The 26791-nt window shown below is 73.1% G+C and carries 22 protein-coding genes; 8 read left to right on the forward strand and 14 right to left on the reverse strand.

Translation table 11 applies throughout. From position 1 onward, the window contains the following. Nucleotides 1-202 precede the first annotated feature (202 nt). Nucleotides 203-1903, reverse strand: a complete 1701-nt coding sequence (locus BM076_RS14020) for a lipopolysaccharide biosynthesis protein (protein WP_093713827.1) — start codon at nucleotides 1901-1903, stop codon at nucleotides 203-205. Then, nucleotides 1900-3180: a glycosyltransferase family 4 protein gene (locus tag BM076_RS14025; RefSeq protein WP_093713988.1), complete on the reverse strand. Its 1281-nt coding sequence runs from the start codon at nucleotides 3178-3180 to the stop codon at nucleotides 1900-1902. Before BM076_RS14025 ends, BM076_RS14020 begins: the two co-directional genes overlap by 4 nt. Before the next feature lie 262 nt (nucleotides 3181-3442). Here BM076_RS14025 and BM076_RS14030 point away from each other — a divergent pair, with 262 nt between their 5' ends. Further along, complete coding sequence (locus BM076_RS14030; protein ID WP_093713828.1) at nucleotides 3443-3898, forward strand: adenylyltransferase/cytidyltransferase family protein; 456 nt, start codon at nucleotides 3443-3445, stop codon at nucleotides 3896-3898. Here BM076_RS14030 and BM076_RS14035 read toward each other — a convergent pair. Then, on the reverse strand, nucleotides 3876-4556 hold the full coding sequence (locus BM076_RS14035; RefSeq protein WP_093713989.1) for a CDP-alcohol phosphatidyltransferase family protein: 681 nt from the start codon (nucleotides 4554-4556) through the stop codon (nucleotides 3876-3878). The genes BM076_RS14030 and BM076_RS14035 overlap by 23 nt on opposite strands. Before the next feature lie 438 nt (nucleotides 4557-4994). Here BM076_RS14035 and BM076_RS14040 point away from each other — a divergent pair, with 438 nt between their 5' ends. Both BM076_RS14040 and BM076_RS14045 read left to right on the forward strand, forming a co-directional pair. Then, nucleotides 4995-5792 carry a polysaccharide deacetylase family protein gene (locus tag BM076_RS14040; protein ID WP_093713829.1) on the forward strand — a complete coding sequence of 266 codons (798 nt, stop codon included), beginning with the start codon at nucleotides 4995-4997 and terminating at the stop codon, nucleotides 5790-5792. Then, nucleotides 5792-7102 (forward strand): YVTN family beta-propeller repeat protein, encoded by a 1311-nt coding sequence (locus BM076_RS14045; protein WP_093713830.1) that lies wholly within the window; start codon nucleotides 5792-5794, stop codon nucleotides 7100-7102. Before BM076_RS14040 ends, BM076_RS14045 begins: the two co-directional genes overlap by 1 nt. A gap of 100 nt (nucleotides 7103-7202) precedes the next feature. Here the strand turns inward: BM076_RS14045 and BM076_RS14050 are convergent, their stop codons facing one another. The 3 genes from BM076_RS14050 to BM076_RS14060 are packed head-to-tail and all read right to left on the reverse strand — an operon-like array spanning nucleotide 7203 to nucleotide 9812. Further along, on the reverse strand, nucleotides 7203-8291 hold the full coding sequence (locus tag BM076_RS14050) for a serine hydrolase domain-containing protein (RefSeq protein ID WP_093713831.1): 1089 nt from the start codon (nucleotides 8289-8291) through the stop codon (nucleotides 7203-7205). After that, nucleotides 8257-8532 (reverse strand): hypothetical protein, encoded by a 276-nt coding sequence (locus BM076_RS14055; RefSeq protein WP_407640653.1) that lies wholly within the window; start codon nucleotides 8530-8532, stop codon nucleotides 8257-8259. Before BM076_RS14055 ends, BM076_RS14050 begins: the two co-directional genes overlap by 35 nt. A gap of 29 nt (nucleotides 8533-8561) precedes the next feature. Then, complete coding sequence (locus BM076_RS14060; protein WP_245796062.1) at nucleotides 8562-9812, reverse strand: multidrug effflux MFS transporter; 1251 nt, start codon at nucleotides 9810-9812, stop codon at nucleotides 8562-8564. 138 nt (nucleotides 9813-9950) lie between these two features. Between BM076_RS14060 and BM076_RS14065 the strand changes: the two genes are divergently transcribed. After that, nucleotides 9951-10967 carry a Gfo/Idh/MocA family protein gene (locus BM076_RS14065; RefSeq protein WP_093713832.1) on the forward strand — a complete coding sequence of 339 codons (1017 nt, stop codon included), beginning with the start codon at nucleotides 9951-9953 and terminating at the stop codon, nucleotides 10965-10967. Nucleotides 10968-11063: 96 nt separating this feature from the next. On the opposite strand, the gene BM076_RS14070 is transcribed toward BM076_RS14065, so the two are convergent. Beyond that, nucleotides 11064-11384 (reverse strand): 4a-hydroxytetrahydrobiopterin dehydratase, encoded by a 321-nt coding sequence (locus tag BM076_RS14070; protein WP_093713833.1) that lies wholly within the window; start codon nucleotides 11382-11384, stop codon nucleotides 11064-11066. A gap of 63 nt (nucleotides 11385-11447) precedes the next feature. Between BM076_RS14070 and BM076_RS14075 the strand changes: the two genes are divergently transcribed. The 3 genes from BM076_RS14075 (at nucleotide 11448) to BM076_RS14085 (ending at nucleotide 14208) form a co-directional block, all read left to right on the forward strand. Continuing rightward, the gene (locus BM076_RS14075; RefSeq protein WP_093713834.1) at nucleotides 11448-12203 is read left to right on the forward strand and encodes an SDR family oxidoreductase; all 756 of its coding nucleotides are present in this window, start codon (nucleotides 11448-11450) and stop codon (nucleotides 12201-12203) included. Nucleotides 12204-12258: 55 nt separating this feature from the next. Then, nucleotides 12259-13143: a PhzF family phenazine biosynthesis protein gene (locus tag BM076_RS14080; RefSeq protein WP_093713835.1), complete on the forward strand. Its 885-nt coding sequence runs from the start codon at nucleotides 12259-12261 to the stop codon at nucleotides 13141-13143. An 87-nt stretch (nucleotides 13144-13230) separates the two neighbouring features. Continuing rightward, nucleotides 13231-14208 carry an acetylxylan esterase gene (locus BM076_RS14085; RefSeq protein WP_093713836.1) on the forward strand — a complete coding sequence of 326 codons (978 nt, stop codon included), beginning with the start codon at nucleotides 13231-13233 and terminating at the stop codon, nucleotides 14206-14208. A gap of 78 nt (nucleotides 14209-14286) precedes the next feature. Here BM076_RS14085 and BM076_RS14090 read toward each other — a convergent pair whose 3' ends face one another. The 5 genes from BM076_RS14090 to BM076_RS14110 all read right to left on the reverse strand — a co-directional run bounded on the left by BM076_RS14090 (nucleotide 14287) and on the right by BM076_RS14110 (nucleotide 21147). Then, the gene (locus tag BM076_RS14090) at nucleotides 14287-18441 is read right to left on the reverse strand and encodes a beta-galactosidase (protein ID WP_093713837.1); all 4155 of its coding nucleotides are present in this window, start codon (nucleotides 18439-18441) and stop codon (nucleotides 14287-14289) included. Nucleotides 18442-18696: 255 nt separating this feature from the next. Continuing rightward, on the reverse strand, nucleotides 18697-18894 hold the full coding sequence (locus tag BM076_RS14095) for a hypothetical protein (RefSeq protein WP_093713838.1): 198 nt from the start codon (nucleotides 18892-18894) through the stop codon (nucleotides 18697-18699). Between the two features lie 114 nt (nucleotides 18895-19008). Continuing rightward, a complete protein-coding gene (locus BM076_RS14100; protein ID WP_093713839.1) occupies nucleotides 19009-20190 on the reverse strand; it encodes a GDSL-type esterase/lipase family protein in 1182 nt (393 codons plus the stop codon). A gap of 120 nt (nucleotides 20191-20310) precedes the next feature. Then, the gene (locus tag BM076_RS14105; RefSeq protein WP_093713840.1) at nucleotides 20311-20820 is read right to left on the reverse strand and encodes an NUDIX domain-containing protein; all 510 of its coding nucleotides are present in this window, start codon (nucleotides 20818-20820) and stop codon (nucleotides 20311-20313) included. A gap of 6 nt (nucleotides 20821-20826) precedes the next feature. Beyond that, a complete protein-coding gene (locus BM076_RS14110; protein WP_143120567.1) occupies nucleotides 20827-21147 on the reverse strand; it encodes a hypothetical protein in 321 nt (106 codons plus the stop codon). Nucleotides 21148-21593: 446 nt separating this feature from the next. Here BM076_RS14110 and BM076_RS14115 point away from each other — a divergent pair, with 446 nt between their 5' ends. Further along, nucleotides 21594-24851, forward strand: a complete 3258-nt coding sequence (locus BM076_RS14115; protein ID WP_093713842.1) for an ATP-binding protein — start codon at nucleotides 21594-21596, stop codon at nucleotides 24849-24851. Here BM076_RS14115 and BM076_RS14120 read toward each other — a convergent pair. Further along, on the reverse strand, nucleotides 24832-25623 hold the full coding sequence (locus BM076_RS14120; protein ID WP_093713843.1) for an ABC transporter permease: 792 nt from the start codon (nucleotides 25621-25623) through the stop codon (nucleotides 24832-24834). The two genes, BM076_RS14115 and BM076_RS14120, sit on opposite strands and share 20 nt — an antisense overlap. Next, nucleotides 25620-26633, reverse strand: a complete 1014-nt coding sequence (locus BM076_RS14125) for an ATP-binding cassette domain-containing protein (RefSeq protein ID WP_093713844.1) — start codon at nucleotides 26631-26633, stop codon at nucleotides 25620-25622. The genes BM076_RS14120 and BM076_RS14125 overlap by 4 nt, the downstream gene beginning before the upstream one ends. Nucleotides 26634-26791: the final 158 nt, after the last annotated feature.

Raw genomic sequence — 26791 nt, forward strand, 5'->3', positions numbered from 1 at the left:
TCGCCGTCGCCCTCCCCCGCATCGTCGGCAGCGGAATGCTCGGCCGGCGGCGGGTCGTAGGGATCGCCGTTCCGGTCGCCGTACGGATCGCCGTACAGGTCGGTGCCACCGGCGGGCGGGTCGAACCCGCCGTCGCCGTACGCGTACTCGGCCCCGGGGCCCGCGGCGGCCGTCGTGACGGGGTGCCGCGGGTCGGGGCCGGTCAAGGGACCGGGTGGCGTTCCGGGGCCGCGGGGCTGTGGGCCTGGCCGGTGCGGCCCTCCTCGGGCGGCCGGGTGCCGGGCGGCGCGCTGTGGCCGCTGTCGCCGCGGCCGGTGCCGGTACGCCGGCGGCGCAGGCCGAAGCGGCGCCGGCGGCCGGCGCCCTCCTCGGAGTGCAGGACGACGCCGAGGACGGCGCCGCCCGCGGCGGTGACCAGTTCGCGGACCCGGACCAGGTCGGCGCGGTGCACCTCGCGCGGGTCGCAGACCACGACCACGCCGTCCACCCGGTCGGCGAGCGCCAGCGCGTCGGCGTAGGCGAGGACGGCGGGGGCGAGGACGACCACGGCGGCGCCGGGGGTGTCGGCCTCGGAGAACAGCCGGGTGGCGGGCGCGGAGGTCAGCGCGCGGGCCACATTGCGCACCCGGCGGCCGGGCACGAGGTCGAAGGACCCGGACTCGCCCGCGTCGATGGAGACCTGGAGCCCGGCGGGCCAGCCGCCCTCGCCGAGGCCGGGCGAGCGGGCCCAGCCGGGGCGGCCGCCGCCGTCGGCGGTGCGCAGCCGGGCGGACAGCGACGGGGTGCGCAGATCGGCCTCGATCAGCAGCACCTCCATGCCCATCTCGGCGAAGGACGCGGACAGGTTGACGGCGACGGCCGCGGCGGTGTCGCTGCTGCCGCGCGGCGCCACGACCAGCAGCCGCCGCCGTTCGGCGAACCGCTTGTCGTGGGCGAGCCGGAAGCCGACCGCGCGGTACTCCTCGGCGAGCCGGCCGCCGCTCTGCCCCTCGGCGAGCAGCGGCGCGGGCCCGCTGCCGCGCCGGCGCCGGCCGCTGGGCAGCGTGCCGAGCACGGGGGCGCCGAGGGTGCGGGTGACCTCGCCCTCGGAGCGGACGGCCGGGTCGAAGACCAGCCGCACCCAGGCGCCGAGCAGGCCGAGCGCGATGCCGACACCGCCGCCGAGGCCGAGCATCATCGGCAGGCCGGGCCCGGACGGCGCCTTGGGCACCGCGCCGGTCTTGATGACGGAGCCGGGGGTGCTGTCCAGGGCGCGCAGACCGCTGATGTTGCCGTTGAGTTCGAGGATCCGGGACAGCAGGTTGGTCTGCTGGCTGGTGAGGGAGCTGATCACCTGCTGGTCGGTGGTGTTGTCGATCTGCTTGAGCAGGTCGTTGCGCTGCTTGTTCAGCGGGTCGAGCTGCGCCTTGTAGCCGTCGATCATCGTGTTGATGGTGGCCTTGGTCTGCGCCTGGCGGTCCGCCAGATACGCCTTGGTGAAGGCGTTGACCCAGGCCGCGGAGTCGGCGGCGGAGCCGGTGCTGCACGTGAAGCGCAGGACGAGCGTGTTGGGCGGGTTGGTGACCTGGAGGCAGTGCGCCATGGTCTCGGACGGCGCCTTGGCGATCTTGGCGGCGGCGTCCGCGACGCTGGTGCTCAGCGCGGTCTGCCGCTCGGAGCCGATGTCGATGCCCTTGTCGGCGGAGGCGCCGACCGCGAACGGGTCGACAGTGGCGGCCCGCAGCCGTACCTCGCTGGTGGAGGTGTAGGTGTCGGCGCCGGTCAGGGCGAGCCAGGCGCCGCCGAACAGGCCGACGAGCACGCCCGCCACGATCAGCGCGCGGTAGCGGATGAGCTGCCGGAACTGGTCGCGGAGCAGGTCCGGTTCGTCCTGCGCCTCACCGGCGCGCGTCGTGTCGCTCACTTGCCCACTGCCCCCTCGGTCTCCCCGGTCTCCCCCGCGGTCTCCCCCGTCGTGGAAGCGGTCACGGGAGCGGTCTCGCGGGGCGCCCCCAGCGCCTCCGCGAGCAGTGCGTCGATCCGCGCGAGACCGGCCTCGCGGCTGAGGTGCGCGTCCACGTACTCGGGCCCGCGCGCCCCCAGCGCGTCGGCCCTACCAGGATCTTCCGCCAGTGTGCGCACCACGTCCAGCAGGGCGGCGGGATCCTCCGGCGGTACGACGATTCCGGCGCCGGAACGTTCCACCTCCTGGGCGGTGCCGCCCTCGGCCGCGACGGAGGCGACGACCGGCCGCCCTGCGGCGAAGTAGGAGGTGAGTTTGGACGGGATGCTCATGTCGAGCACCGAGGCGCGCTGGGTGACCGCGAGGACGTCGGCGGCGGCCAGCATGTCGGGGAAGTCGGCGTCGTCGGCGGGCGGCGCGAATTCCAGGTTGGGCAGGCCGCCGGCCAGGGTGCGCAGGTGCTCGCGCTGATTGCCGTCGCCCATCAGCACCACCCGCAGCGCCGGGTCCCGCCGCGCGGCCTCGACCAGCACCTCCAGGCCCTGCTTGAGGCCCATGTTGCCGGAGTGCAGCAGGACGGTCTGGCCGGTCCGCCAGCCGAGCCGGGCGCGCATCTCGGCGCGCGGCCGGGCCGGGCGGCCCACGTGCGACCAGTTGGGCACCAGCCGTATTCGGTCCTCGGGCACGCCCATCGCGGCGACCTTGGCGACGAAGCTCTCGTGGATGACGCCGACCAGGGCGGCGCGCTTGAGCGCGTACGCCTCGACCGCGCCGGCCGCGGAGGCCGCCCTGCCGCCGCCGCGTATGCCGCTCTGCGCCGCCGCGGCGCCCATCAGGTCCTGCACGACCGGTACGTAGGGCACGCCGTGCCGCTTGGCTATCCGGGCGGCGATGACACCGCCGCCGAGGCTGGGCAGTTGCGCCACGACCGCGTCGGGGCGGCCGATGGCGGGCGGCGCGAGCAGGCCGTGGCCGAGCACGGTGGCCTCGAACAGGGCGCGGGTGACGGCGGTCTGCTTGGGCGGTACGAGATGGCGGCGGCGGTGCACGGTGACCCCGCCGCGCCGCTCCTCGGCGCGCCACACCCCGGCGTACTCCGGGTCGAGCCGCCAGGCCGGGTAGTGCGGCATGCCCGCCAGGACGTGCACCTCGTCGCCGCCGGCCGCCCAGTGCTCGGCGATCTGCGTCGCGTACGGCCCTATCCCGGCGTGTTCCGGCGCGTAGTTGGTGGAGACCAGCAGCAGGCGGCGGCGCGCGGCGGACTCGGCCACGGAGTGTTCCCTTCCCCCGGCGTCCCCAGACCCCCCAGAGACCGCCAATGACGAACAGATGCCCACCCTAGCCGTTCACCGGGAGAGCAACCGCCCGCTTACCAAGCGTTGGACTTTCGCAAAGCGCCGTTTGACCGCCGTCGGGTGCGGCTATTGTGTGGGACTCGTCAACGCTGGGGAGCGTTGTACGGATTCGTCAGCGGAAATCGTACGACCGGGGGGTCGGTTCATGGCACAGCGAGTGGGCTACGCGCCCGGGGTCTACGACCTCTTCCACGTGGGACATCTCAACATCCTGCGGCACGCCCGCAGTCAGTGCGACTACCTGGTCGCGGGCGTGGTCTCTGACGAGATGGCCCGGTTGGCCAAGGGCCGCAGCCCGGTGGTGCCGCTGGTGGAGCGGCTGGAGATCGTGCGCAGTGTCCGCTTCGTGGACGCGGCCTTCGTGGAGACGGTGCCGGACAAGCTGGAGACCTGGCAGCAGGTCCGCTTCGACGTGCTGTTCAAGGGCGACGACTGGCGCGGTACGGACAAGGGGCTCCGGCTGGAGCGGGACTTCGCGACGGTCGGTGTGGAGATCGTCTACTTCCCGTACACCGTGCACACCTCCAGCACCCAGCTCCGCAAGGCGCTCGACGTGCTCGCGGAGCCGGCGCCGGAGGTCACACCCTCCGAAGCTCTCTGAACCACTTGGCGAGGAAGGCCACGAGGAAGAGCGCGTGCACGGCGAAGAGCGCGAGATAGCCGAGGCGGAAGGCGCGTTCGCTGCCGAGCAGCAGGAAGACCAGGCAGAAGACGCCGTAGTCGACGGGCAGCAGGGCGACCGCGCGCAGCCGTGACGGCGGCGCGGGCGCCGGGGCGCCCGGCCCGGCCTTCGGCTTGAGCTTGTCGGTGAGCAGGCCGCCGAAGAAGATCAGCACGGCGGCGAGCTGGAAGCCCAGCGGCAGCAGCAGCCAGCCGTCGCCCGGCAGGCCGAAGTGCCGGTAGAAGGTGATCAGTACGGCGGCGTGCACCGCGGTGATCTTCGCGCAGTCCACGACGTGGTCGAGCCACTCCCCCGCCGGGCTGCCCGCGCCGAGCAGCCGGGCGAGCTGGCCGTCGGCGGAATCGAAGGCGAAGCCGACCACCAGACCCGCCCAGACCGCGACGGCCAGCGGCCAGGAGGGCCGGCCGAGCGCGAGGGCGGCGACGGCGGCGCCGCTGAAGGCGGCGCTGACCAGGGTCACCTGGTTGGGGGTGAGCCGGGCCCGGTACGCGGCGGCGGCCAGCACCCGGCCGGCCGGCCGGTTCACGTACCGCGAGTACAGCGATACGCCCTTGGCTGTCTTCTGCGCGTCACGCAGCCGCCGGACGGCGGCCCCGAAGCTCAGCTCGCGTGCGCGGGCCTTCCCGGCACCACCGCCGCTCGCCCCGGCCGGATCGCCGTACATCCCGGCCGGACCGGCGGCCGTTCCCGCCGCTTCGCCGTCCGCCTCCGCAGCGCCGGCGGTCGTTCCCGCCGGTTCGGCGGTCGTTCCCGCCGGTGCACCGTCCGCCTCGGCTGGAACACTGCCGGTCCCGGCCGGACGGCCACTGGTCTCCGCCGGTCTGTCGCTCGTCGTCCCGGTCACGCAGCCCCCCACGTACCTCGTCGCGGTCGCCCGCGGTCCACCCCCCGGTCACCGCGGCGCGGTGTCCTGATCGGCCCATGATGGCAGGCGGCCCAGCCGGGTGACTCGTCCGTGCGACGCGGGCCCGGTGACGTGCGGAGAACATGCCGTTACGTCCTACAGTGATGCCCGATGTCCATCTCCCGCCGAAATCTCCTCCAGGTGACCGCGTCCGGGGCGCTGCTGGCCGGCTGCGCCGACGGCCGCCCGTCCGGTGCCGCGCCCGCCCCCGCGCCTTCCGCGTCCGAAGCGACCCCCACGTCAAAGGCACCGTCCCCGTCCCGTACGACGCCGGGCACGTCCGCCGCGCTCCCGCCGCTGCCGCCGGGCCTGCCCGACCAGATCGAGCACGGGCCCCGCGACCGGCCGCGGCTCGCCCTCACCTTCCACGGCCAGGGCGAACCGGCGCAGGCCGAGGCCCTGCTGACCGAGGCGGAGAAGGCCGGGGCGCGGGTGACGGTGCTCGCCGTCGGCAGCTGGCTCGACACGTATCCGCGGCTCGCCCGCCGGATCCTGGACGGCGGGCACGAGTTGGGCAACCACACCCAGACGCACGGCGACATCGGTGCGATGGACGCCGCCGCGGCGACCGCCGAGATCGAGGGCTGCGCGGAGCGGCTGCGCAAGCTGACCGGCTCGCGCGGGCGCTGGTTCCGCCCGTCGCAGGCGCGGATGGCGACACCGCTGGTGGTGCGGCTCGCCCAGCGGGCGGGCTACCCGCACCTGCTGTCGTACGACGTGGACCCGCTCGACTACACCGACCCGGGGGCCGGCCAGGTGCGCGCCGCGGTGGCCGCCCAGGCGCGGGCGGGTTCGGTGGTCTCCCTGCACTTCGGGCACTCCGGCACGGTCGCCGCGCTGCCCGGGATCCTCGACGACCTGCACCGCCGGGGCCTCCGCGCGGTCACGACCTCGGAGCTGCTGACCTGATGCGCCGCATCCCGTTCCGTTCCCCGAACTGCGACCCGACCGCCGACCCGGGCCCCCGTACGGACGCCCGTACCGCCCCCGACGCCCGTACGGCGGCGCCGGTCCGTACCGTCCGCGCCCGCTCCGTGCTCGTGGCCGTCGCCGTCCTCGCGGGCGCCGCGCTCGCCTCCGGCTGCGGCACATCGGCCACCGGCGGCACGCACCCGCACACCTCCGCGCCCACCCGGGCCGCCGCGAAGGCCGCGCCGCAGTCCACGCCGCGCGTGCAGGCGGCCGCGCAGGGGCTGCCCGGCATGCCGCCGCTGCTCGACCCGAAGGACGTCTACGCCGCCGACCGGCCGAACGCCCTGTCCCCCGTGGTGAAGAACTTCCCGTCCCGGGTGTACGTGCCCAACACCGACTCCAACACCGTCAGCGTCATCGACCCGAAGACGTACAAGGTGATCCGGACGATCCCGGTCGGGCAGCAGCCGCAGCACGTGGTGCCGTCCTGGGACCTCAAGACGCTGTGGGTCAACAACGACGTCGGCAACACCCTCACCCCGATCGACCCGGCCACCGGCAAGCCCGGCCCGACCGTCGACGTGCACGACCCGTACAACCTGTACTTCACGCCGGACGGCAAGTACGCGGTGGTGATGGCCTCGCTCGACCGGCAGCTGGTCTTCCGCGACGCGCACACCATGGCGGTCAAGAAGGCCGTGCCGGTGAGCTGTTACGGCGTGAACCACGCCGACTTCTCGCCGGACGGCAAGTACTTCATCGTGTCCTGCGAGTTCTCCGGCGAACTGCTGAAGGTGGACACCGCCGCGATGAAGGTGGTCGGCCAGCAGCGGCTGCCGTTCGAGGGCGCGATGCCGCAGGACGTGAAGATCTCGCCGGACGGCAGGACCTGGTACATCGCCGACATGATGGCCAACGGCGTGTGGGTGATGAACGGCGACACCTTCTCCAAGCCGACCCTGCTGCCCACCGGCAAGGGCGCGCACGGCCTGTACGTGTCGCGGGACTCCAAGGTGATGTACATCTCCAACCGCGGCGAGGGCTCGGTCTCCCTGCTGGACTTCGCCACCGGCAAGCTGGTCGACAAGTGGCACATCGACGGCGGCGGCAGCCCCGACATGGGCGGCGTCTCCGCGGACGGCAAGGTGCTGTGGCTGTCCGGCCGCTACGACGCCGAGGTGTACGCGATCGACACCACCAACGGCCGTACGCTGGCGAAGATCCCGGTCGGCTCGGGACCGCACGGCCTGGCCGTCTACCCGCAGCCGGGCCGCTACTCGCTCGGCCACACCGGGATCTTCCGCTGACCCGACCGTGAACTCCCGCACCATGAGCCGGTCTTGCCGCGAACCGGCCTTGCTGCGAGTCGGTCGTGCCGCGGACCGGCCTTGCTATGAACCGGCCTTGCTATGAATCGGCTTTGGCGATCGCCCGGGCCAGCCGGGTCGCGGCGGCGGCGCGCGGCGCGCTGCCGTCGCGCCAGGTGCGGGACGGGTGCACGGAGTTGGCGAGCAGTACCAGGAAACTGTCGCTCGCCGGGTCCATCACCAGGCTGGTGCCGGTGAAACCGGTGTGCCCGACCGCGCCGCGCCCGGCCAACTCGCCCATGAACCACGGCTGATCGGTCTCGAACCCGGGCCACGGCCCGCCGCGGTCCAGCAGCGCCCGGCAGAACAGCGCCAGGTCCCAGGCCGTGGAGAACAGCCCGGCGTGCCCGCTGACCCCGCCCATCGCGTACGCGTTCTCGTCGTGGACGGCGCCGTGCACCATGCCGCGGTCCAGCCGCCCCCACGGCCGCCGCTGGTCCTCGGTGGCCGCGATCCGCGGCAGCGCCTCGGGCGGCGGGTTGAAGCCGGTGTCGAGCATGCCGTAAGGGCCGGTGATCTCCTCGCTGATCAGGACGTCCAGCGGGCGGCCCGTGGCGCGTTCCAGCGCGTGCTGGACCGCGATGAGATTGAGGTCCGAGTAGATCCGGGCGCTGCCCGGCGGGTGGAGCGGCGCCTCGTCCCACAGCAGCCGGGCCCGTTCCTCGGCGGTCGGCCGGTCGTAGAAGGGCAGTTCGGGGCGGAGGCCCGAGGTGTGGTCGAGCAACTGCCGTACGGTGATGGCGTCTTTGCCCGCCGCGCCGAATTCCGGCACGTAGTCGGTGACTTCACGGTCCTGGTCGAGGTGGGCGGCGGCGACGGTGGCCGTGAAGAGCTTGGTGAGGGAGGCCAGGTCGAAGACGGTGTCGGGGCGCATCGGCACCTGCCGGTCCTGCGGCAGTTCGACGCCGCGGTCGGCGGTCTCCTCGTACCCGGAGTAGCGCACCGCCCGGCCGACCGCCTCGTGCAGCGCGACGGTCCGGCCCCGGCCGGCCAGTACGACGGCGCCCGCGCACCACGGGTGCACGGGCGCCGGTCGCAGGGACGCGGCCAGCCCGGGGACGATCGCGGTCAGCTCGGCGGTGTCGAGACCCGCCTCAGGGCAGGTACCTCTCGACAGCGGCGGCGCCATGTTCCTCCAGTGCTCTGCGGGCCTTCTCGACCAGTTCAGGTGTGGGCTCGCGGCCGGAGAGCAGCACGAGGTCCTCCGGGCTCACCTGGCCCTCGGCCCCGGTGTGCAGCGAGCTGTCGGCGCTCTTGAACGCCCATGTGCTCTCGTCCACGACGTTGTCCGGGCTCTTCATGACGTTGTCCGGGCTCTCCACTGCTTTGTCCGGGCTCTCGTCGGCCGTACCGGACACCGATTCCTCCATCGCAGCCTCCTGTCGGACAGACCCTGGGGTCACTCCACGGTACGTCGCCCGCGCACGCACAGCCCGACGAAGCAGCCGACGGCCACGAGTGCGCAGGTCAGCTGCACGACGGCCATCGGGACCGCGGTCCCGTCGCCCGCCACCCCGGCCAGCGGCGAGGCCAGCGCGCCGATCAGGAAGGAGGACGTGCCGACCAGCGCGGACGCCGACCCCACGTCCCGTTTGACGCGCAGCAGCGCCAGGGTGTTCGCCGTCGGCAGGGTCAGGCCCATCGACGCCATCAGGACGAACAGGGCCGCCGCGATCGCCGGGAGCCCGGCCCGGCCGAAGACGCCGGAGGTCAGCAGCACCAGGGCGACCGAGGCCGCGGTGATCAGGACCAGGCCCACGGTCAGCACCTTGTCCATCGCGACCCGGCCGACCAGCACCTTGCCGTTGAGCTGGCCGACACCGACGATGCCGATGGAGTTCAGCCCGAACAGCAGGCTGAAGGTCTGCGGCGAGGCGCCGTAGATGTCCTGCACGACGAAGGCCGACGCGGACACGTACGTGAACAGCGCCGCGAAGGCGAAGCTGCCGGTGAAGACGTACCCGGCGAAGACCCGGTCGCCGAGCAGCCGGCGGATCGCGCCGAAGGTGCCGGACAGTTCGCCGGAGTGCCGCTTGTCGGGCGGCAGCGTCTCGGTCATCCGCCGCCACACCAGCAGGGTGAGCAGCGTGCCGATCACGGTGAGGACGACGAAGACGCCGCGCCAGTCGGTGAGCCGCAGGATCTGGCCGCCGATCACCGGGGCGACGATCGGGGCGACACCGGAGATCAGCATCAGGGTGGAGAAGAAGCGGGCCATCTCCACGCCGTCGTAGAGGTCACGGACCACCGCCCGGGAGATCACGATGCCGGCCGCGCCCGCCAGGCCCTGGACCAGCCGGAAGGCGATCAGCAGCGGGGCGGACGGCGCGAAGGCGCAGACGGCGGTGGCCAGCACGTAGATGACCATGCCGGTCAGCAGCGGGGTGCGGCGGCCGAAGCGGTCGCTGAGCGGGCCGACGACGAGCTGGCCGAGGGCCATGCCCGCCAGGCACGCGGTGAGGGTGAGCTGCGCCGTCGCCGCTGTGCTGTGCAGGGCGTCGGTGACCTGGGGCAGCGCGGGCAGATACATGTCCATCGACAGCGGCGGCAGCGCGGTGAGGCCGCCGAGGACGAGGGTGACCAGCAGGCCGGTGCGGCGCTGGGCCGCGAGCGTGCGGGTCTTGTCTTCAGTAGGGACGGTTTCGGTGATGTGCGCGGGTACGGGGGGCCCGGCGTCCTGCACGGCACTCTCCAGCGGAAGTAGTTGAAGCCGTTCTCTATCCTTCCAGTGATCGCGCACGACCGAGACCACGTTTTGGGGCTGACCGATGACTTGTGGGGCTGACCGATGAGCGATGACAGCACGCGGACGATCCGCTGGGGCATCCTGGCGACCGGCGGCATCGCCGCCACCTTCACCGAGGCGCTGCGGACGCTGCCGGACGCGGAGGTCGTCGCCGTCGGCTCCCGCACCCTCGACGGCGCGAAGGCGTTCGCCGAGCGGTACGGGATTCCGCGCGCGTACGGCTCCTGGGCGGAGCTGGCCGCGGACGACGGGGTGGACGTGGTCTACGTCGCCACCCCGCACTCCGCGCACCGCGAGGCGAGCGGGATCTGCCTGGAGGCGGGGCGGGCGGTGCTGTGCGAGAAGGCGTTCACCATCAACGCCCGGGAGGCCGAGGAGCTGGTGGAGCTGGCGCGCGAGCGCGGCCTGTTCCTGATGGAGGCCATGTGGACGTACTGCAATCCGCTGGTTCGGCACATGCTCGCGCTGATCGCGGACGGCGTCATCGGTGAGGTGCGGGACGTCACGGCGGCCTTCGGCTTCTCCGGGGACTTCCCGGCCACGCACCGGCTGCGCGACCCCGCGCAGGGCGGCGGCGCCCTGCTCGACCTCGGCGTCTACCCGGTGTCCTTCGCGCAGTTGCTGCTCGGCGAGCCGGACGACGTCCAGGCGTGGTCGCACCTGACCCCCGAGCGGGTCGACGACAACACCGGGATCGTGCTCGGCTGGAACGACGGCGCCGTGGCCACGCTCTCCTGCTCCATCACCGCCGACACCGGCGCGCACGCGACCGTCACCGGTACGGCCGGCCGCATCGAGCTGCCCGAGGGCTTCTTCAACCCGCCTTACCTCACTCTCCACCGCCAGGGCGAGGCCCCCCGCACCGTCACCTTCTCCGACGTCGTCGACGACGGCCACGACCGGGGCACCATGCGGTACGAGGCCGCCGAGGTCATGCGCTGCCTCCGCGCCGCCGAGACCGAGTCCCCCCTGGTCCCCCTCTCCGGCTCCCTCTCCATCATGCGCACCCTCGACACGATCCGGGCCCGCACCGGCGTGACGTACCCGGGCGTGGACTGACCCCCACCTCGCCTCTCCGGACGAGGGCACCCTCCCACCCGAAGCTCTGCGGAGGAGGGTGCCCCGTCGCACGCGGCCTCGGCCGCGGCGGCGGGGTCAGGTGGCGGAGTGGGCCGGGGCCACGGAGTGGATGCGGGTCGCGAGGGCGAAGTCCTTGGGGGTGAGGCGGCCGCCGGCGGCGTGGGTGGTGACGGACACGGACAGGGTGTCGTAGCCGAGCGTCAGATCGGAGTGGTGGTCGAGCTCGGCCTGGATGCCCGCGATGTGGAGGGCGAAGATGGCCGCGGGCAGATGCGGCAGGTGGTAGGTGCGGCGGAGGGTGGCCGCGTCCCCCGGTCCGGGGACGACCTCCCAGCCGGGAAGCTCTGCGAGCCGCAGGCTGATCTCGTGGGGCGGGAGCGGTTCGGCGTAGGGCATGGGTGGACCTCCTGCGGGGGCGGGCGGACCCGAGCATCGTCGCACCGCCTACGCTGCGGAAGCATGAGCGAGAACGAGCGGGTCGCGGTGGTGACGGGTGCGGGCTCCGGCGTCGGCCGGGCCGTGGCGGTGGAGCTGGCGGCGGCCGGCTGGACGGTTGGCCTGGCGGGGCGCCGCCCGGACGCCCTGGCGCAGACGGCGGAGCTGGCCGCACAAGCGGCGGGCGGCCGTACGTACGCGGTGCCGACCGACGTGACCCGCCCGCAGGACGTGGCGCGGCTCTTCGACGCCCTGCCGGGCGGCCGCCTGGACCTGCTGTTCAACAACGCCGGGATGTTCGGCCCGCCGCTCCCCGTCGAGGAGCTGCCGTACGAGGAGTGGAAGGCCGTGGTGGACGTCAATCTGCACGGCGCCTTCCTGTGCGCGCAGGCCGCCTTCCGGCGGATGAAGGAGCAGGACCCGCAGGGCGGCCGGATCATCAACAACGGTTCGATCTCGGCGCAGGTCCCGCGCCCGCACAGCGTCGCGTACACCGCGACCAAGCACGCCATGACCGGCCTGACGAAGTCCCTGTCGCTGGACGGCCGCCCGTACCGCATCGCGTGCGGCCAGATCGACATCGGCAACGCGGCCACCGAGATGACCGCCCGGATGCGGACCGGAATTCTTCAGGCGAACGGCGACACCGCGGTGGAGCCGGTGATGGACGTCGCGGACGTGGCCCGTACGGTACGGCACATGGCCGAGCTGCCGCTGGAGGCGAACGTGCAGTTCGCGACGGTGATGGCGACGACGATGCCCTTCATCGGCCGCGGCTGACCGGGCCGCGCGGACCGCCGGGAACAGGGCCCACGACGGACGGGTTGGAGCGATCATGACGACAACGACGGGGACACCGGGCGACGCCTCGGCCGGCACCGGGATCCTGCGCTACACCGCCTTCTCCGGCGACCCGGCCGGCGGCAACCCCGCCGGTGTGGTGCTGGACGCGTCCGGCCTGGACGCCGCACGGATGCTCGCGATCGCGGCCGAGGTCGGCTATTCGGAGACCGCCTTCGTGACGGCGACCGAGGGCCGCACCCTGACCGTGCGCTACTTCAGCCCGAAGGCCGAGGTGTCCTTCTGCGGCCATGTGACGCTGGCCACCGCGGTGGCGCTGGCCGAGCGGATCGGCGCCGGCGAACTGCTCTTCCGCACCCCGGCGGGCGAGGTCCCGGTGACCGTCACGGCCGACGGCGAAGGACCGCCGCGGGCCACGATGACCAGCGTCACCCCGTACGTCGAGGACATCGCCCCGGACCGGCTGACCGAGGCGCTGGCCGCGCTGGACTGGCCCGTCGCCGACCTGGACCCGGCCTTCCGGCCGCGCATCGCGTACGCGGGCGCCCGCCATCTGGTCCTGGCCGCCGCGACCCGCGCGCGCCTCGCCGACCTCGCGTACGACTTCGACCGGCTCGAAGCGCTGATGACGGGCCTGGACCTGACGACCGTTCAACTCCTGTGGCGGGAGAGCGAGTCCGTCTTCCATGTGCGGGACCCGTTCCCGGTCGGCGGGGTGGTGGAGGACCCGGCGACGGGCGCGGCCGCGCTGGCGCTCGGCGCCTATCTGCGTGAGGAGCGCCTGGTGGAGCCGCCGGCCACCCTCACCCTGCACCAGGGCGACGATCTGGGCCGCCCCGGTGTGCTGACCGTGACGGTCCCGCCGGGCGAGGCCGCCCCGATCCGGGTGACCGGCACCGCCGTCCCCATCTCCGCCTGAGCCGACGGCAGTTGACACCCCCTCACCTCACCCCCGCCCCGCCCCCGCCGTCCGACATCGTTGCCGACCTGCCAGGAGTGCTGACCGATGGCCCTGTTCGACCTGCCCCTCGACGACCTGCGCGCGTACCGCAGCCGCTCCGCCGAGCCCGCCGACTTCGACGCCTTCTGGACGGCGACGCTCCAGGAGGCGCGCGGCCACCCGCTGGACGCGCGCTTCGAGCCGGTGCCGACCGGCCTGAGCACGGTCGACGTGTACGACGTGACCTTCGCGGGCTTCGGCGGCCATCCCGTCAAGGGCTGGCTGGTGCTGCCGGCCGCCGCCGCGGCCCCGCTGCCGCTGGTCGTGGAATTCCTCGGGTACGGCGGCGGGCGCGGCCTGCCGCACACCCATCTGCTGTGGGCGTCGGCCGGTTTCGCGCACTTCGTGATGGACACCCGTGGCCAGGGCAGCGGTTGGGCGACCGGTGACACCCCGGACCCGGTGGGCAGCGCGCCCGCCTACCCGGGTTTCCTGACCCGCGGCGTCGAGGACCCCGAATCCTTCTACTACCGGCGGGTGTTCACCGACGCGGTGCGCGCGATCGAGGCGGCCCGCTCGCACCCGCTGACCGACGCCGCGCGCACCGTGGCGCTGGGCACGAGCCAGGGCGGCGGCATCACGCTCGCGGTTGCCGGGCTCGTCCCGGACCTGGCGGCGGTCGCCCCCGATGTGCCGTTCCTGTGCGACTTCCCGCGCGCGATCCGGCTCACCGACCGCAATCCGTACCGCGAGGTGGGCCTGTACCTGAACACGCACCGGGCGAGCGTGGAGCGGGTGACGCGCACCCTCGCGTACTTCGACGGCGTGCACTTCGCGGCGCGCGGCACCGCGCCCGCGCTGTTCTCGACGGCGCTTGAGGACCAGACCTGCCCGCCGTCCACGGTCTTCGCGGCCTTCAACTCCTATGCGCACGACGACAAGGAGATCGAGGTCTACGACTTCAACGGCCACGAGGGCGGCGGCCCGTTCCAGGAGGCGGCCCGGCTGCGCTGGCTTCCCCAGCGGCTACCGGCGTCGGCCTGACGCCCCGTCAACACGGCGGCGCCGCCCCGGACCTGGCGGGTCCGGGGCGGCGCCGTGTCGTGCGGCCGGCCGGGGAGGTCAGCCGGCCGCGCAGGTCAGGACCGGATTCGCCCAGTCCCCGTGGTCGTTGCCGTTGCCGTCGCCCCCGTCGCCGACGCCCAGGTCGAGCACCTGGCCGCCGGTCACCGGCACATCGATGGTGACGGGCTGCGAACTGCCGCGCAGGACGGGCGTGGTGGTGAGCACCTTCCCGTCGAGCGTGACGGAGAAGGTGACGGAGCCGGGGTCGCCGTTGTCGACACCAACGGTCGCGGTGAAGCGGCTGCACCGGCCGTCGAGGTAGATCTGCACGTCACTGGGCGAGTTGGTGCCCAGGCCCTTGGCGTACGTGGTGCCGCCGAGCTTGAGCGGGGTGCCGTCGTTCGCGGCGGTGTTGCCGACGCTCTGGTCGCGTTCGACCGGTCCCCAGCCGTTGGTCGCGGACAGGAATTCCAGGTCGCTGACCTGGTTGTCGCCGGCCGGCGGCGGCGCCGGGATCGACCCGATGACCCGCTCGTCGCGGGTCGAGGTGCGATTCCACCCTTGCGTCAACCGGGCTTTCACCTCAAGGGCGTTGACCTTGCCCGGCGTCTGCGGCGCGGTGACGGTCCAGCGGAAGACCGCCGAGGAGCCACTGCGGATCAGCCCGACGGACGCGGGCTGCGAGTGCGTGCTGACCGTCCATCCGTCGGGTGCGTCGAGGGCGGCGGTCACCTCGCGCGCGGCGGGCTTCCCCCGGGGCACGCTGACCTTGGCGGTCGCGGTGAAGGTCTGGCCGCCGGCCACGGACCCGGGCACCTGGAGGGCGACCGTGGACGTGGGGGCGGCCGGCATGGCGTACGCGGCCTTGCTGTAGCGCGGGCTCGCGTTCTGCGCCACCTTCAGCGAGGAGGCGTAGCTGCCGTAGTTCGTGAGGGCGACCTTGCCGAGTCCGCCGGTGCTGCCGTCGAGATTCCACACGGCCAGCGCGATGGTGTTGCCGCCGTTGGGGTTCAGCACACCGTTGGGGATCGGGAAACTGTGCTGCGGGCCCAGGTAGTTGACGTAGTTGCCCATGTTCCAGCCGTTGACGTAGATCTCCACCCGGTACTTGCGGGACGCGTCGTCGGTGAAGGTCAGACCGAGCGAGGTGTCCTGTCCCTTGGGGAGGTTCAGGGCGACGTTCGTGCTGTACCAGGAGACGCCCGGGGTGGTGTCGGTGGTGGGCAGGGTGACCGGCTGCCAGCCGTCGGTGGGGTGGCCGGGCAGTGTCCAGCCGGCCCGTTCGCCGTACAGGCCACCGGTGTTGAGCGGGCCGCGCACGGTGTCGACGGGGGTCTCGCCGCCGCGTACGCCCTGCAGTCGCCAGGTGATGGTGTCCAGCGGGGCGCCGGCCAGCGAGGCGCCGGTCAGGCCGCGGGCGGCCTTGTTGCCGTTGGAGGAGTTGTAGTCCTCCTCGTGGCCCATGTTGACGGTGAGCACGGAGACGATGTTGTCGCCGTCGCTCTTGAGTACGCCGGCCGGGAAGGCGTACGTCTTCTGGCCGTCGGATGTGGAGCTGCCCAGGAAGGTGCCGTTGAGCCAGACCGAGGAGGCCGCGGCGCCGCCGCCGCTCTGCGCGGACAGCGTGATGCCGGTCTCCTTGCCGGTGGCGGTGAACCGGCCGCGGTACCAGGTGCTTCCGGTGTGGAAGCCGTAGTCGTCGGCGAAGAGCACCGGCAGGCTGCCGGGTGTGGTGGTGCTGTGCGAGCTGGTCCTGTCGGCCACCTGCCAGCTGGAGTCGTCGAAGCCGGGCTGAGCCTCCGGTGATTCCTGCTGGTGCTTCCAGCCGGTGAGCGCGGGCAGGGTGACGGTCGCGGCGGTCGGTACGGTGCCGGTGCGGCTGCCGCTGTCGGTGACGGTCGTCCGGACGCTCTTCCCGTTCCAGGTCACGGAGTTGGCGCCGCTGAACACCTCGATGGCGCCGTTGCCGGCGACGTCGCCGGTGAGGGCGAGGGTGCTGCCGGAGGGGCCGGAGGAGGTCGCGCCGCGCAGCAGGTGGGTGCCGCGGACGAGGACGGGGCCCGCGGCGGTGTCCTGCCGCCAGAAGGTCTTGGCGGTGTCGGTGTCGGCGAGCAGCAGGAGCAGCGGGTGGCCGCCGCCGTCGATCCGAACCCGGGTCAGGCCGCTGTGCGTGTAGTTGAGCCGCAGGTCGCCGGTGGCGGCGTCCCAAGTGCTGGTGACGGCGCCGCCGGTGGTGGTGACCTTGGGCTGCTTCGCGTAGTGCAGGACCGTTTCGCCGTCGGAGCCGTGGTCGCCGTAGAGGACGGCGATGTCGCGCCCGCCGATGGTGGCGTTGGTCATGATCTCCGAGGTGCTGTACTGGAGTTGGTTCCCGCCGAGGCTGTAGTCCGCGACGATGATCTTGCTCTGCCGGCCGTTGAGGGTCAGCGCGGTGCCGGGCTGCTGCGGCACCGTGTAGACCGGTGCGGTGCCGCCGGTGCCGCTGTCGACGTCGATGGCGTCCACGGTGACGAAGCGGCCGGAGGCGTCGGCGTTGCTGTTTCCGGTGACGACGACCTTGAGGGTGTGCGTCCCGGCGGCCAGGCCGCTGGCCCGGTAGGCGACGTACTGATTCTGCTTGGTCGCGCCGTACAGGTCGACGGTCTTGACCTTGGTGCCGTCGAGGTAGACGTCGGCGATGCCGTGATTGCCGTCGAGATTGCTGATCCACTTCACGCCGGTGCCGGTGAAGTCGGTGGAGAAGCTGTCGCCCGCGGTGTCGGAGAAGGACTCGGTGTGCTGGTAGTCGCCGCCGGTGTAATTCTGCTCGGCACCGACGTGCGACCACGAACCGCTGTACGACAGCGCCGAGTCGGCGTCGTCATGGGTGTAGCCGGGGTGCGCGCCGAGGTCGATCGTGACGTGCCCGCTGTCGTTGCTCGTCGCGGTGGAGTCGGCGTGCCGCAGCACATGGAACTGGGTGCCGGTGTCGGGGTTGCGGCGCGCGGTGTCCACGATCGAGGCGTTGTCGGTGGGGGTGGCGGGCAGCGCGTCGGTCTTGGCGAGCGGCGCGAGGGCCTGGGTGAAGTAGCCGATCAGCTTGTCCTGGTCGTACTTCGGGTCGAGCTGCCGGTTCTCGCGCAGCGCGGCGCCGTAGTCGTACGAGGTGTAGTTCTGCGGTTCGCCGAGCCAGCCCCAGTTGGTGCCGCCGTAGGTCATGTAGAAGCTCTGCGAGGTGGCGCCGACGGCGATGTTCTGCTTGTAGAAGACGTCGGCGAACTGGTCGTTGATCAGCTGCGCGCACTTGTCGTAGCCGGGGCCGCCCCACGGGTCGAAGGCGCCGCCCTGGAACTCGGCGGTGGCCAGCGGCTTTCCGGGCACGTGGTCGTAGCTGATGTCCGGGACGCCGTTCCAGCGGGTGGGGTTGGAGCAGTTGAAGCCCTGCGGGTAGGAGTCGGCGGCGTCCACGTCGAGGGCGCCGACACCGGAGTTGAAGGTGCCGTTGTTGTTGCCGACGAGGGGGACGGTGATGCCGTCGGCCTTCGCCTTGTCCTCCAGGTGCTTCATGTACGTGTGGCCGGCCGCGTTGCCGTTGTAGTACTCGTTCTCGACCTGGTACTCGATCACCGAGCCCTTGCCGTCGGTGAGTTGGTGCCGGGCCAGGATCCGGTCGATCTGCGTCTGCCACTCGTCGCTGTACTTCAGGTACTCCGGGTCGCTGGTACGGGTGTTGCCCGCCTTCGTCGACAGCCAGCCGGGGAAACCGCCGCCGTCCACCTCGGCGTTGATGTACGGGCCGGGCCGGGCGATGACGTAGATGCCGAGGTCGGCGGCCATGTCGAGCAGTTTGTCCACGTCGCGGACGCCGGTGAAGTCGTAGACGCCGGGCGCGGGCGAGTGGTAGCCCCAGTCGAAGTAGAGGGAGACGGCGTTGAATCCGGCCGCCTTCATCTTCTGCAGCACGTCCAGCCACAGGTCCTGGCTGGGCAGCCGGTAGTAGTGGAATTCGCCGCCCCACAGATAGGTGCGCTTGCCGTCGATCATGAACGAGTAGTCGTCGTAGGTGACCGTGTGCGCCGCGTGCGGGGCGGCGGCCGGTGCCGTCGTGCCGCTCCGGCCCGGTGGCTCGGCGGCCGATCCGGCGGTGATGCCGAACCCGGTCAGGAGCGCGGTGGTGACCCCCAGCGCCAGACAGCGCCGGAGCGCCTCCGCGCGTATTCGGTGAACAGCCATTCCTACCTCCACGTCACGTGCGGGAGTGTCGCGAGCTTCAGTGGTCGCTCATGAACAGCCAGGAAAGAGCAGAGTCCCTGTTGATATATGTGCGATCAAGTCGCTTAGCGACCGGAAGTGTTCCAGCCCGTCGGGGTGAGCGCAACCATACGAACGCAAATGACCAGTAGCCGCTGGAGGCTTGAGCGGCCGGCGGTCGATCGGCGGTTGATCGAGCACTGATCGAGCACTGACCAAGCACCGATCGGTGCTTGGTCAGTGCTCGATCAGCGGGGTGAAGGCGGTGCCGGTGGACGTGCCGAGCCGGTCGCGGACGGTGGCCAGTTCGAGGGCGAGGGTCGCCTGCCGCACGCTGCCGCGGGCCTTGGCGGTGAGCGCGCGGCCGGCGTCGGGGTACTGGTCGAGCTGCTGCTGGTCGCGGGTACGGGCCCGCGCCCACTCCTTGGCGGACATCAGGTCGTCGCCGCAGCCGACGAGGGCCGGCGGGCGCGGTGCGCGGGACGACGGCGGCGGAGCGGTCGGCCCCCGGGGACGGTCGGCCCCCGGGGACGGTCGGCCCCCGATGCGTCAGGCGAACGCGCCGTCCGCGCCGAAGACCTTGGCGGCGAAGCGCTCGCCGATGAGGCGGTGGGTGGCCGTGTCCGGGTGCAGGGCGTCGGGCAGCGGCAGCGCGCCGGTGTCGGCCTCGCCGTACAGCTCGCGGCCGTCGAGATAGCTCAACCGCGGGTCTGAGGCGGCGCGTTGGGCGACGATACGGGCCAGCTCGTCGCGGACGACGCGCAGCGTGAGCCGTCCGGCGGCGGTGTCGGCCGGATCGCCGGTGGCCTTGAAACGTACGTCGCCGGCGGCGAGCGCCTCCATGTCGAAGGCGGCCGGGCCCGGGGTGTCCTCGTGGATCGGGCACAGGATCGGCGAGACCACCAGCAGCGGGGTGTCCGGGTGGCCCTCACGGATCGTGTCCAGGAAGCCGTGCACCGCGGGTCCGAAGGCGCGCAGGCGCATCACGTCGCCGTTGACGATGTTGATGCCGATCTTCACGCTGATCAGGTCCGCGGGCGCGTCCCGCATCGCGCGGGCGGTGAAGGGGTCGAGCATCGCGCTGCCACCCAGGCCCAGATTGACCAGGTCCGCGCCGCCCAGGGACGCGGCGAGCGCGGGCCAGATCGTGGTCGGGCTCGCCGCGTTGGAGCCGTGGCTGATCGAACTCCCGTGGTGCAGCCAGACCTTGCGGCCCCGGTCGGGGGACGGTTCGACGGGCGCGTCGGTGCGCAGCGCGACCAGTTCGGTGGTTTCGGTGTGCGGCAGCCAGATCTCGACGTCCTTGGCCGTGTCCGGCAGGCCGGCGAAGCGGAGGGTGCCGGATGTGCCGTCGGTACGCTCGGCCGTCCCGTTCGCCATGTCGAGGGTCAGGGTGTGGCCGCCTTCCACGCTGCCCTGTCCGGCCAGGACACCGTCCACGACCAGGTCGTATACCCCGTCGGGGCGCGGCGGCGCGCCCGCGTACACCCGCTTGGTCGGCACCGTCTCCAGCTCCATGGCGGTCGCCCGCGTACGGAACGCCAGCCGCACTCCGGACGGCTGCGACTCGGCCATCGCCAGCTGTCCGTCCGCGTACTGCGCCCGCGCCCACCCGGGCAGCCGGTGCGGCAGCACACCGCTCGCGGTCTTCTCCAACTCCGTCGCGCCACGCACCAGCGCCGCGCCGCGCGCGGAGCCGAAGTCGGTACTGGTCCAGTCCTGCGTGTCCATCGCGTCACCCTCCGGGCACACGGCGCCGCTCCCGTTGCGCGCATGCCGCAGCCGTTCTCGTCATCACCTACACCTCATCATGAGCATACCTAATATCTTTAGGCAAATCCCTGGTGAGTATTAGTGGAGTGGCGCCGTCCGGCGGAGGTGGGTGCGGTAGCGGGCGTGGGCCTCGCGGGCGTCGGAGACGAAGGCGGGGTGGGCGAGGAGCGCGGTCAGCTCGGAGTCGGTGAGCCAGGCGTGCCAGGCGACTTCACGGGGGTCGGGCCGGACCGGAGTGGTCACGACTACCTCGTGGAGGCCGAGCCAGTAGGGGCTGATCTCGCCCGCGCACAGGAATTTCAGGACGAAGCGGGGTGCGGCCGTGACGTCCAGCTCTTCCGCCAGTTCGCGGGCGGCGGCCTCGGGGTAGGTCTCGCCGACGCCGACAGCGCCGCCGAAGAGCCAGTTGTAGCCGCCGGGGAAACGGGAGGCGTCGGCGGGGCGGCGGTGAACGAGCACGCGTCCGCGCGGGTCGCGGACCACGACGGTGGCGACGCGGTGCGGCCAGCCGCGGCGGATCGCCTCCGCGCGGTCGACGACCCCCAGCACCCGGTCGTGCTCGTCGACCCGCTCGACCCGCTCACCCACGGACGGTCACTTGGCGACGGTGAAGACCGCGACGATCAGCAGCACGATCAGCGCGCACAGCACGAGGACGACGGCCATCGAGGCGACGCAGCAGGCGCACAATTCCGCGGTACGCACCAGGGCCGCGCGCAGCGGCGAGTCCGGCGGCTCGGCCGCGACCCGGCGCGAGCGGCGGGACGGCGGCGCGTCCGGGCCGCGGCCCGTGCCGGTGCCGGTGCCGGTGCCGGTGGCGGACCCGTGGCCCGGGGCGCGCCGGGGCGGCGGCGGGCCCGGGGCGGGGGCGCGCCGGGGCGGCGGCGGCATACGAGGGGTGTCCGGACCGGGCACGGAACTCTCCTGACGTCGATCGGGGCGGACGCGGTCGGCCGGGTCGGTCGCCGCGACGCGGAACAGTGCCGGTGTTCCGTGCGGACGATCATCGCCGTGACCTACGGCTCCTTCCCGCCCGGGGTCGGGCAAAAAGGGGCCGAAACGCGCGTGGGCGCGACAGCCGTGATCGAGAGTAGTCGCCTGCGGCGCGCTTCGACGCCCCACGGACCCCAGCCACCCCTCCACCGACCGCGCCCGCGGGTCCCCTGTCGGGGGTGCCCGATCTCCCGCGGAGTGCGGGAGTCGGGTCTTTGAGGGGCACCCTCCTCCGCAGAGGTGCGGGCGCGGGGCCGCGGCCGTGAAGGGGCGCCCTTCTCCCTGGGGGGAAGCGGAGGCGCGTCAAGAGGGCGTATGGGGGCCGCGGGCGCGGGTGCGGGCACGAACGGGTTGGCTAGGGTGCCCGGATGGGGATCGAGCTGGTGGTGTTGGGGCGCGTCGCGCATCGGGGGGAGGAGGTGACGGCGCCGCGGGTGCGGGGGCTGGTGGCGCTGCTGGCGGGGGACGTGGGGGCAGGCTGCGGGGTGGGGCGGCTGGTGGAGGGGCTGTGGGGCGGCGAACCGCCCGAGCGGCCCGGGAAGGCGCTCCAGGTCGTGGTGTCGCGGGCCCGGGCCCTGCTGGGGCCCGAGGTGATCGTCAGCACGCCGAACGGATACCGCCTCGGCCTCACCGAGGAGCAGGTGGACAGCTCGGCGCTGCTGCTACGGGCCGCGGCGAGCGCGGCACTGGCCAGGGCAGGCGAGCACGCCGGGGCGCTCGCCGAGGCCGAGGCGGGCCTCGCGCTGTGGCCGGGGACGCCGGACGAGCCGGACGGTACGGACGACCCGGTGGCGGCGCTGCGGACCGAGCGCGCCCCGGTGCGGGCCGGGCTGGTGAGGGCGCGGACGCTGGCACTGGCCCGGCTGGGCCGGCACACCGAGGCGGCGGGCCCGCTGGCGGAGCTGGCGGCGGCCCACCCCCGCGACGAAGAGATCCTCGCGGAACTGCTGCGCGCCGAAGCGGCGACCGCCGGCCCCTCGGCCGCGCTGACCCGCTACGAGGCGTACCGCCGCGAGCTGCGCACCGACCTCGGCACCGAACCGGGCGCCGCGCTCCGCGCCGTACAGCGCGAACTGCTGGACGACGAACCGCCCGCCGTACGCGTCGGCGTCCCGCACGAACCGAATCAACTCCTGGGCAGGGAAGCCGACATCGCGGCCGTCGAGGAACTGCTGCGCCCGTCCCGCGCGGTCACCGTCGCGGGACCCGGCGGCCTCGGCAAGACCCGCCTCGCGCACGCCGTCAGCCGCCGCGCTGGGCGCCGCGCGGTGTACTTCGTACCGCTGGCCGGCGTCACCGAGGACGCGGACGTGGCCGCGGAAGTGGCGTCCGCGCTGGGCGCAGGCGCCGTCCGCGGCGCCACCGACCCGCTCGCCGGGACCCTCGCCGTGCTCGGCGCGGGCCCCGCTCTGCTGGTGCTGGACAACTGCGAACAGGTCGTGCGCGGCGCCGCCGACCTCGTACGGGCGCTGCTGTCGGCCGCGCCCGAGCTGCGGGTGCTCGCCACGAGCAGGGCGCCGCTCGGCCTGACGTCCGAGTCGGTGTACGCGCTGCCGGAGCTGGGGCTCGATACGACGGTCGAGCTGTTCACGCAGCGGGCGCGGGCCGCGCGCAGCGGGGTGCAGCTGCCGCCGGACGCGGTGGCCGAGCTGTGCCGGCACCTGGACGGGCTGCCGCTGGCGGTCGAGTTGGCCGCCGCGCGGGTCCGCGCGCTGTCGGTGCCGGAGATCGCCCGCCGCCTCGGCGACCGTTTCGCGCTGCTGCGCGGCGGCGCGCGCGACGCGCCCGAGCGGCACCGTACGCTGCACGCCGTCGTGGACTGGAGCTGGAATCTGCTCGCCGAGGACGCCAGGGCGGCGCTGCGCACGCTCTCCGTCCTCCCCGGCGGCTTCTCGGGCGAGGCCGCCGAACACGTGCTGGGCGAGGACGCGTTGCCGCTGCTGGAGCAGCTGGCCGACCAGTCGCTGCTCACCGTCGCCGACACCCCGGCCGGCGCCCGCTTCCGGATGCTGGAGACCGTACGGGAGTTCAGCGCGGCCCGGCTCGCGGAGGCGGGCGGGCAGGAGGAGGCCGTCGGCCGACTCCTGTCCTGGGCACGGGACTTCGGCCTCGCGCACCACACCGTGCTGTTCGGCCCCGAGCCGCGCGCGGCCGGCGAGCTGATCCGGCCGGAGCAGGACAATCTCGTGGCGGCGCTGCGGCACGCCCTGGCCCGTGACGACGGCCCGACCATTGCCGCGGCGACCGCCGTGCTGGCCACGATGTGGTCCAATGCCTCGGACTTCCCGCGCCTGGCGGCGCTCGCCGCCGACACCGGCCCGCCGCTGTCGCACTACTACCCCGAGCCCGACTACGTCGAGGTCGCGCGCGCCGCCGCCGCGGTGTGCGCGGCGGGTCTGCTGATGGGCTACGGCCCGCGCGCGATACGCCAGTTGGTCACACTGCGGCGGCTGCCGCCCGCCCCGCCGGACACCCTGCTGCGCGCCACGGCCGTGGCGCTGTGCGCGATCCCGGAGATGCGGCCGCCCGATTACGAGGCGCTGCGTCAACTCTGCGCCAGCGAGCAGCCGTTGGTCGTCGGCATCGCCGAGTGCGTGGCCAGCTATGTGTGGGAGTTCGAGCACGACCTCGGCCGCGGCCTGGACTCGGCACGCCGCTCGGTCACCGCCCTCGACCGGGTCGACAACCCGACCGTACGGCTGCTGGCGCACGCCCGGCTGAGCGAGCTGTATCTGCGCACTGGGCAGGGCGAGGCGGCGTACCGGCATCTGATGGTGGCCTTCGACGCGCTGCCGCGGCTCGGCAACGGGCAGGACCATCTCGGTATCCGCTGGGCGCTGGTGCTGGCGTGTGTGCAGTGCGGTGACCCCGACGAGGCCGAACGCTGGCTGCGGCAGGCCGAGCGGGACGACCTCCCGACGCAGGACGCCGCCTTCTACAGCTCCGACATCGGGGCGCGCGCCGAGATCTCGCTGGCGCGTGGCCTCACCGAGGTCGGCCTCGGGCTGTGGCGCGCCGCCGTGGACCGGCTGCGCACCGCGGACCCCACGCCGGGCGGCGACCGGTGGCAGGAGCCGTGGGCGCTGTACATCCTGTCGGCCGCCGTGACCGCGCACGCCCACCACGACCGCCTCGAACTCGTCGCGGACAGCGTCGAGTTGCTGCACGAGGGGGTACGGACCCTGCTGACGGCGCCGGCGCGCCGGCCGTCGCAGCTCATCCTGCTGGGCACCATGCTGCACGCGCTCGGTACGGCGGGGATCGCCGGAGCCCGTACCCCCGGGACCGTGGAGACGGACGTGCCGGCGGACACACGGGCGGACGTACCAGCAGACGTACGAGCTGACGTACCGGCAGACGTACGGACCGACGTACGGCTCGACGTACGGGCGGCCGTCCGCATGGTCGCGCTGGCCGAACGCGTCGGCGCCCTGCGGGAGTTCCAGCCGACGATGTCGGCGGACCGGGCGCGGCGCGCGGCCCGGGACGCCGACGGGGCGGCGTACGCCGACGCGGTGTCGGCGTACGCCGCCCTGGAGCGGGACCGGTTGTGGGACGCGGCCGGGGCGGCGGTCCTGACCGCCCCGGACTCCGCGGCGCCCACGGCTACTTCGGGTCGCGGCTGAACAGGGCGGTGGACCAGCGGTAGCCGAGCGCGGTCAGGCCGACGCACCACAGGACCGCGATCCACCAGTTGTCGCCGATCCCGGTGCCGAGCAGCAGACCGCGCAGCGTCTCGATGGCCGGGGTGAAGGGCTGGTACTCGGCGATCGGCCGGAACCAGCCCGGCATCGCGTCGACCGGCACGAAGGCGCTGGAGATCAGCGGCAGGACGATCAGCGGCAGCGCGTTGTTGCTGGCCGCCTCGGCGTTGGGGCTGCCCAGGCCCATGCCGACCGCGATCCAGGTGAGCGCGAGCGAGACCAGCACGATCAGCCCGAACGCGGCCAGCCATTCCAGCGCGGTGGCGTCGGTGGAGCGGAAGCCGATGGCCACCGCGACGGCGCCGACCAGCAGCACGCTCGCCACCGATTGCAGGACGCTGCCGACGACATGGCCGATGAGGACGGAGCCGCGGTGGATCGCCATGGTGCGGAAGCGGGCGATGATGCCCTCGTTCATGTCCATCGAGACGGACACGGCGGCGCCGACGACCGTGCCGCCGATGGTCATCATCAGGATGCCGGGGACGATGTACGCGATGTAGGCGGAGCGGTCGCCGCCCCCGCCGGCGATGCCCGCGCTCATCACGTCGCCGAAGATGTAGACGAACAGCAGCAGCAGGATGATCGGTGTGAGCAGCAGGTTCAGCGTCAAGGACGGATAGCGGCGGGCGTGCAGCAGATTGCGCCGCAGCATGGTGTTCGAGTCGCGGACGGCGAGGGCGAAGGTGCTCATCGGGCGGTCTCCTCGGTCTGGTGGGCGTCGGCAGGGGCGTCGGTGGCGGTACGCGTCCCGCCGGTGAGGGCGAAGAACACGTCGTCGAGGTCGGGGGTGTGCACGGTCAGTTCGTCGGCCTCGATGCCGGCGGCGTCCAACCAGTCCAGGACGGCGCGCAGTTCGCGCTGGCTGCCGTCGCTGGGGATCTGCAGTGCCAGCGCCTCGTCGTCGCGGGTGACCTCGCGCAGCGCCGCGGCGGCCGACCGGTAGGCGGCCGGGTCGGTGAACCGCAGCCGTACGTGGCCGCCGGGGACGATCCGCTTCAACTCCTCGGCGCTGCCCTCGGCGGCGATCCGGCCCTGGTGGAGCACCGCGATACGGTCGGCCAGTTCGTCGGCCTCCTCCAGGTACTGGGTGGTGAGGAAGACGGTCACGCCGCCCGCGACCAGTTCGCGGATGATCCGCCACATGGTGTGCCGGGCCCGGGGGTCCAGGCCGGTGGTCGGCTCGTCGAGGAAGATGATCCGCGGGCCGCCGACCAGCGTCATGGCGATGTCGAGCCGGCGCTTCATGCCGCCGGAATAGGTGGAGGCGGGCTTCTTCGCCGCGTCCGCCAGGTCGAACCGCTCCAGCAGTTCCGCGGCGGTGCGGCGGCCCTCGGCGCGCGGCAGGTGCCGCAGGTCGGCCATCAGCAGCATGTTCTCCTCGCCGGTGATCAGGCTGTCGACGGCGGAGAACTGTCCGGTGACGCCGACCGCGGCCCGTACCGCCTGCGGGTCGGCCGCCACGTCGTGCCCGCCGACGCGCAGGTCGCCGCCGTCGGCGCCGATCAGCGTGGAGAGGATCTTGACGGCGGTGGTCTTGCCCGCGCCGTTGGGGCCGAGCAGCGAGAAGACGCTGCCCGCGGGGACGGCGAGGTCGATGCCGTCGAGGACGGTCTTGTCCCCGTAGGACTTGCGCAGCCCGGTGGCGGCGACGGCCAGTGCTGCCGGTGCCTTCTTTATGGTCGGTGTCCCGTTCGGTGTCATGAACGGAAGAGTGCGGGAGCCCGCATTCAGCGCGGTTTCACCGCGGTTTCAGCGCCCTGGAACCGCCCGCGCGGGCCCGGCGGCCCGCCCGTAGAGCCCGCAAGCCCGCGCCCGTAAAGCCCGCGCCGGGCAGCCCGCCGCGGACGGGCCGCCCCGAA

Origin of the sequence: Actinacidiphila alni, from assembly GCF_900112845.1 — a bacterium.
Taxonomy (GTDB): Bacteria; Actinomycetota; Actinomycetes; order Streptomycetales; family Streptomycetaceae; genus Actinacidiphila; species Actinacidiphila alni.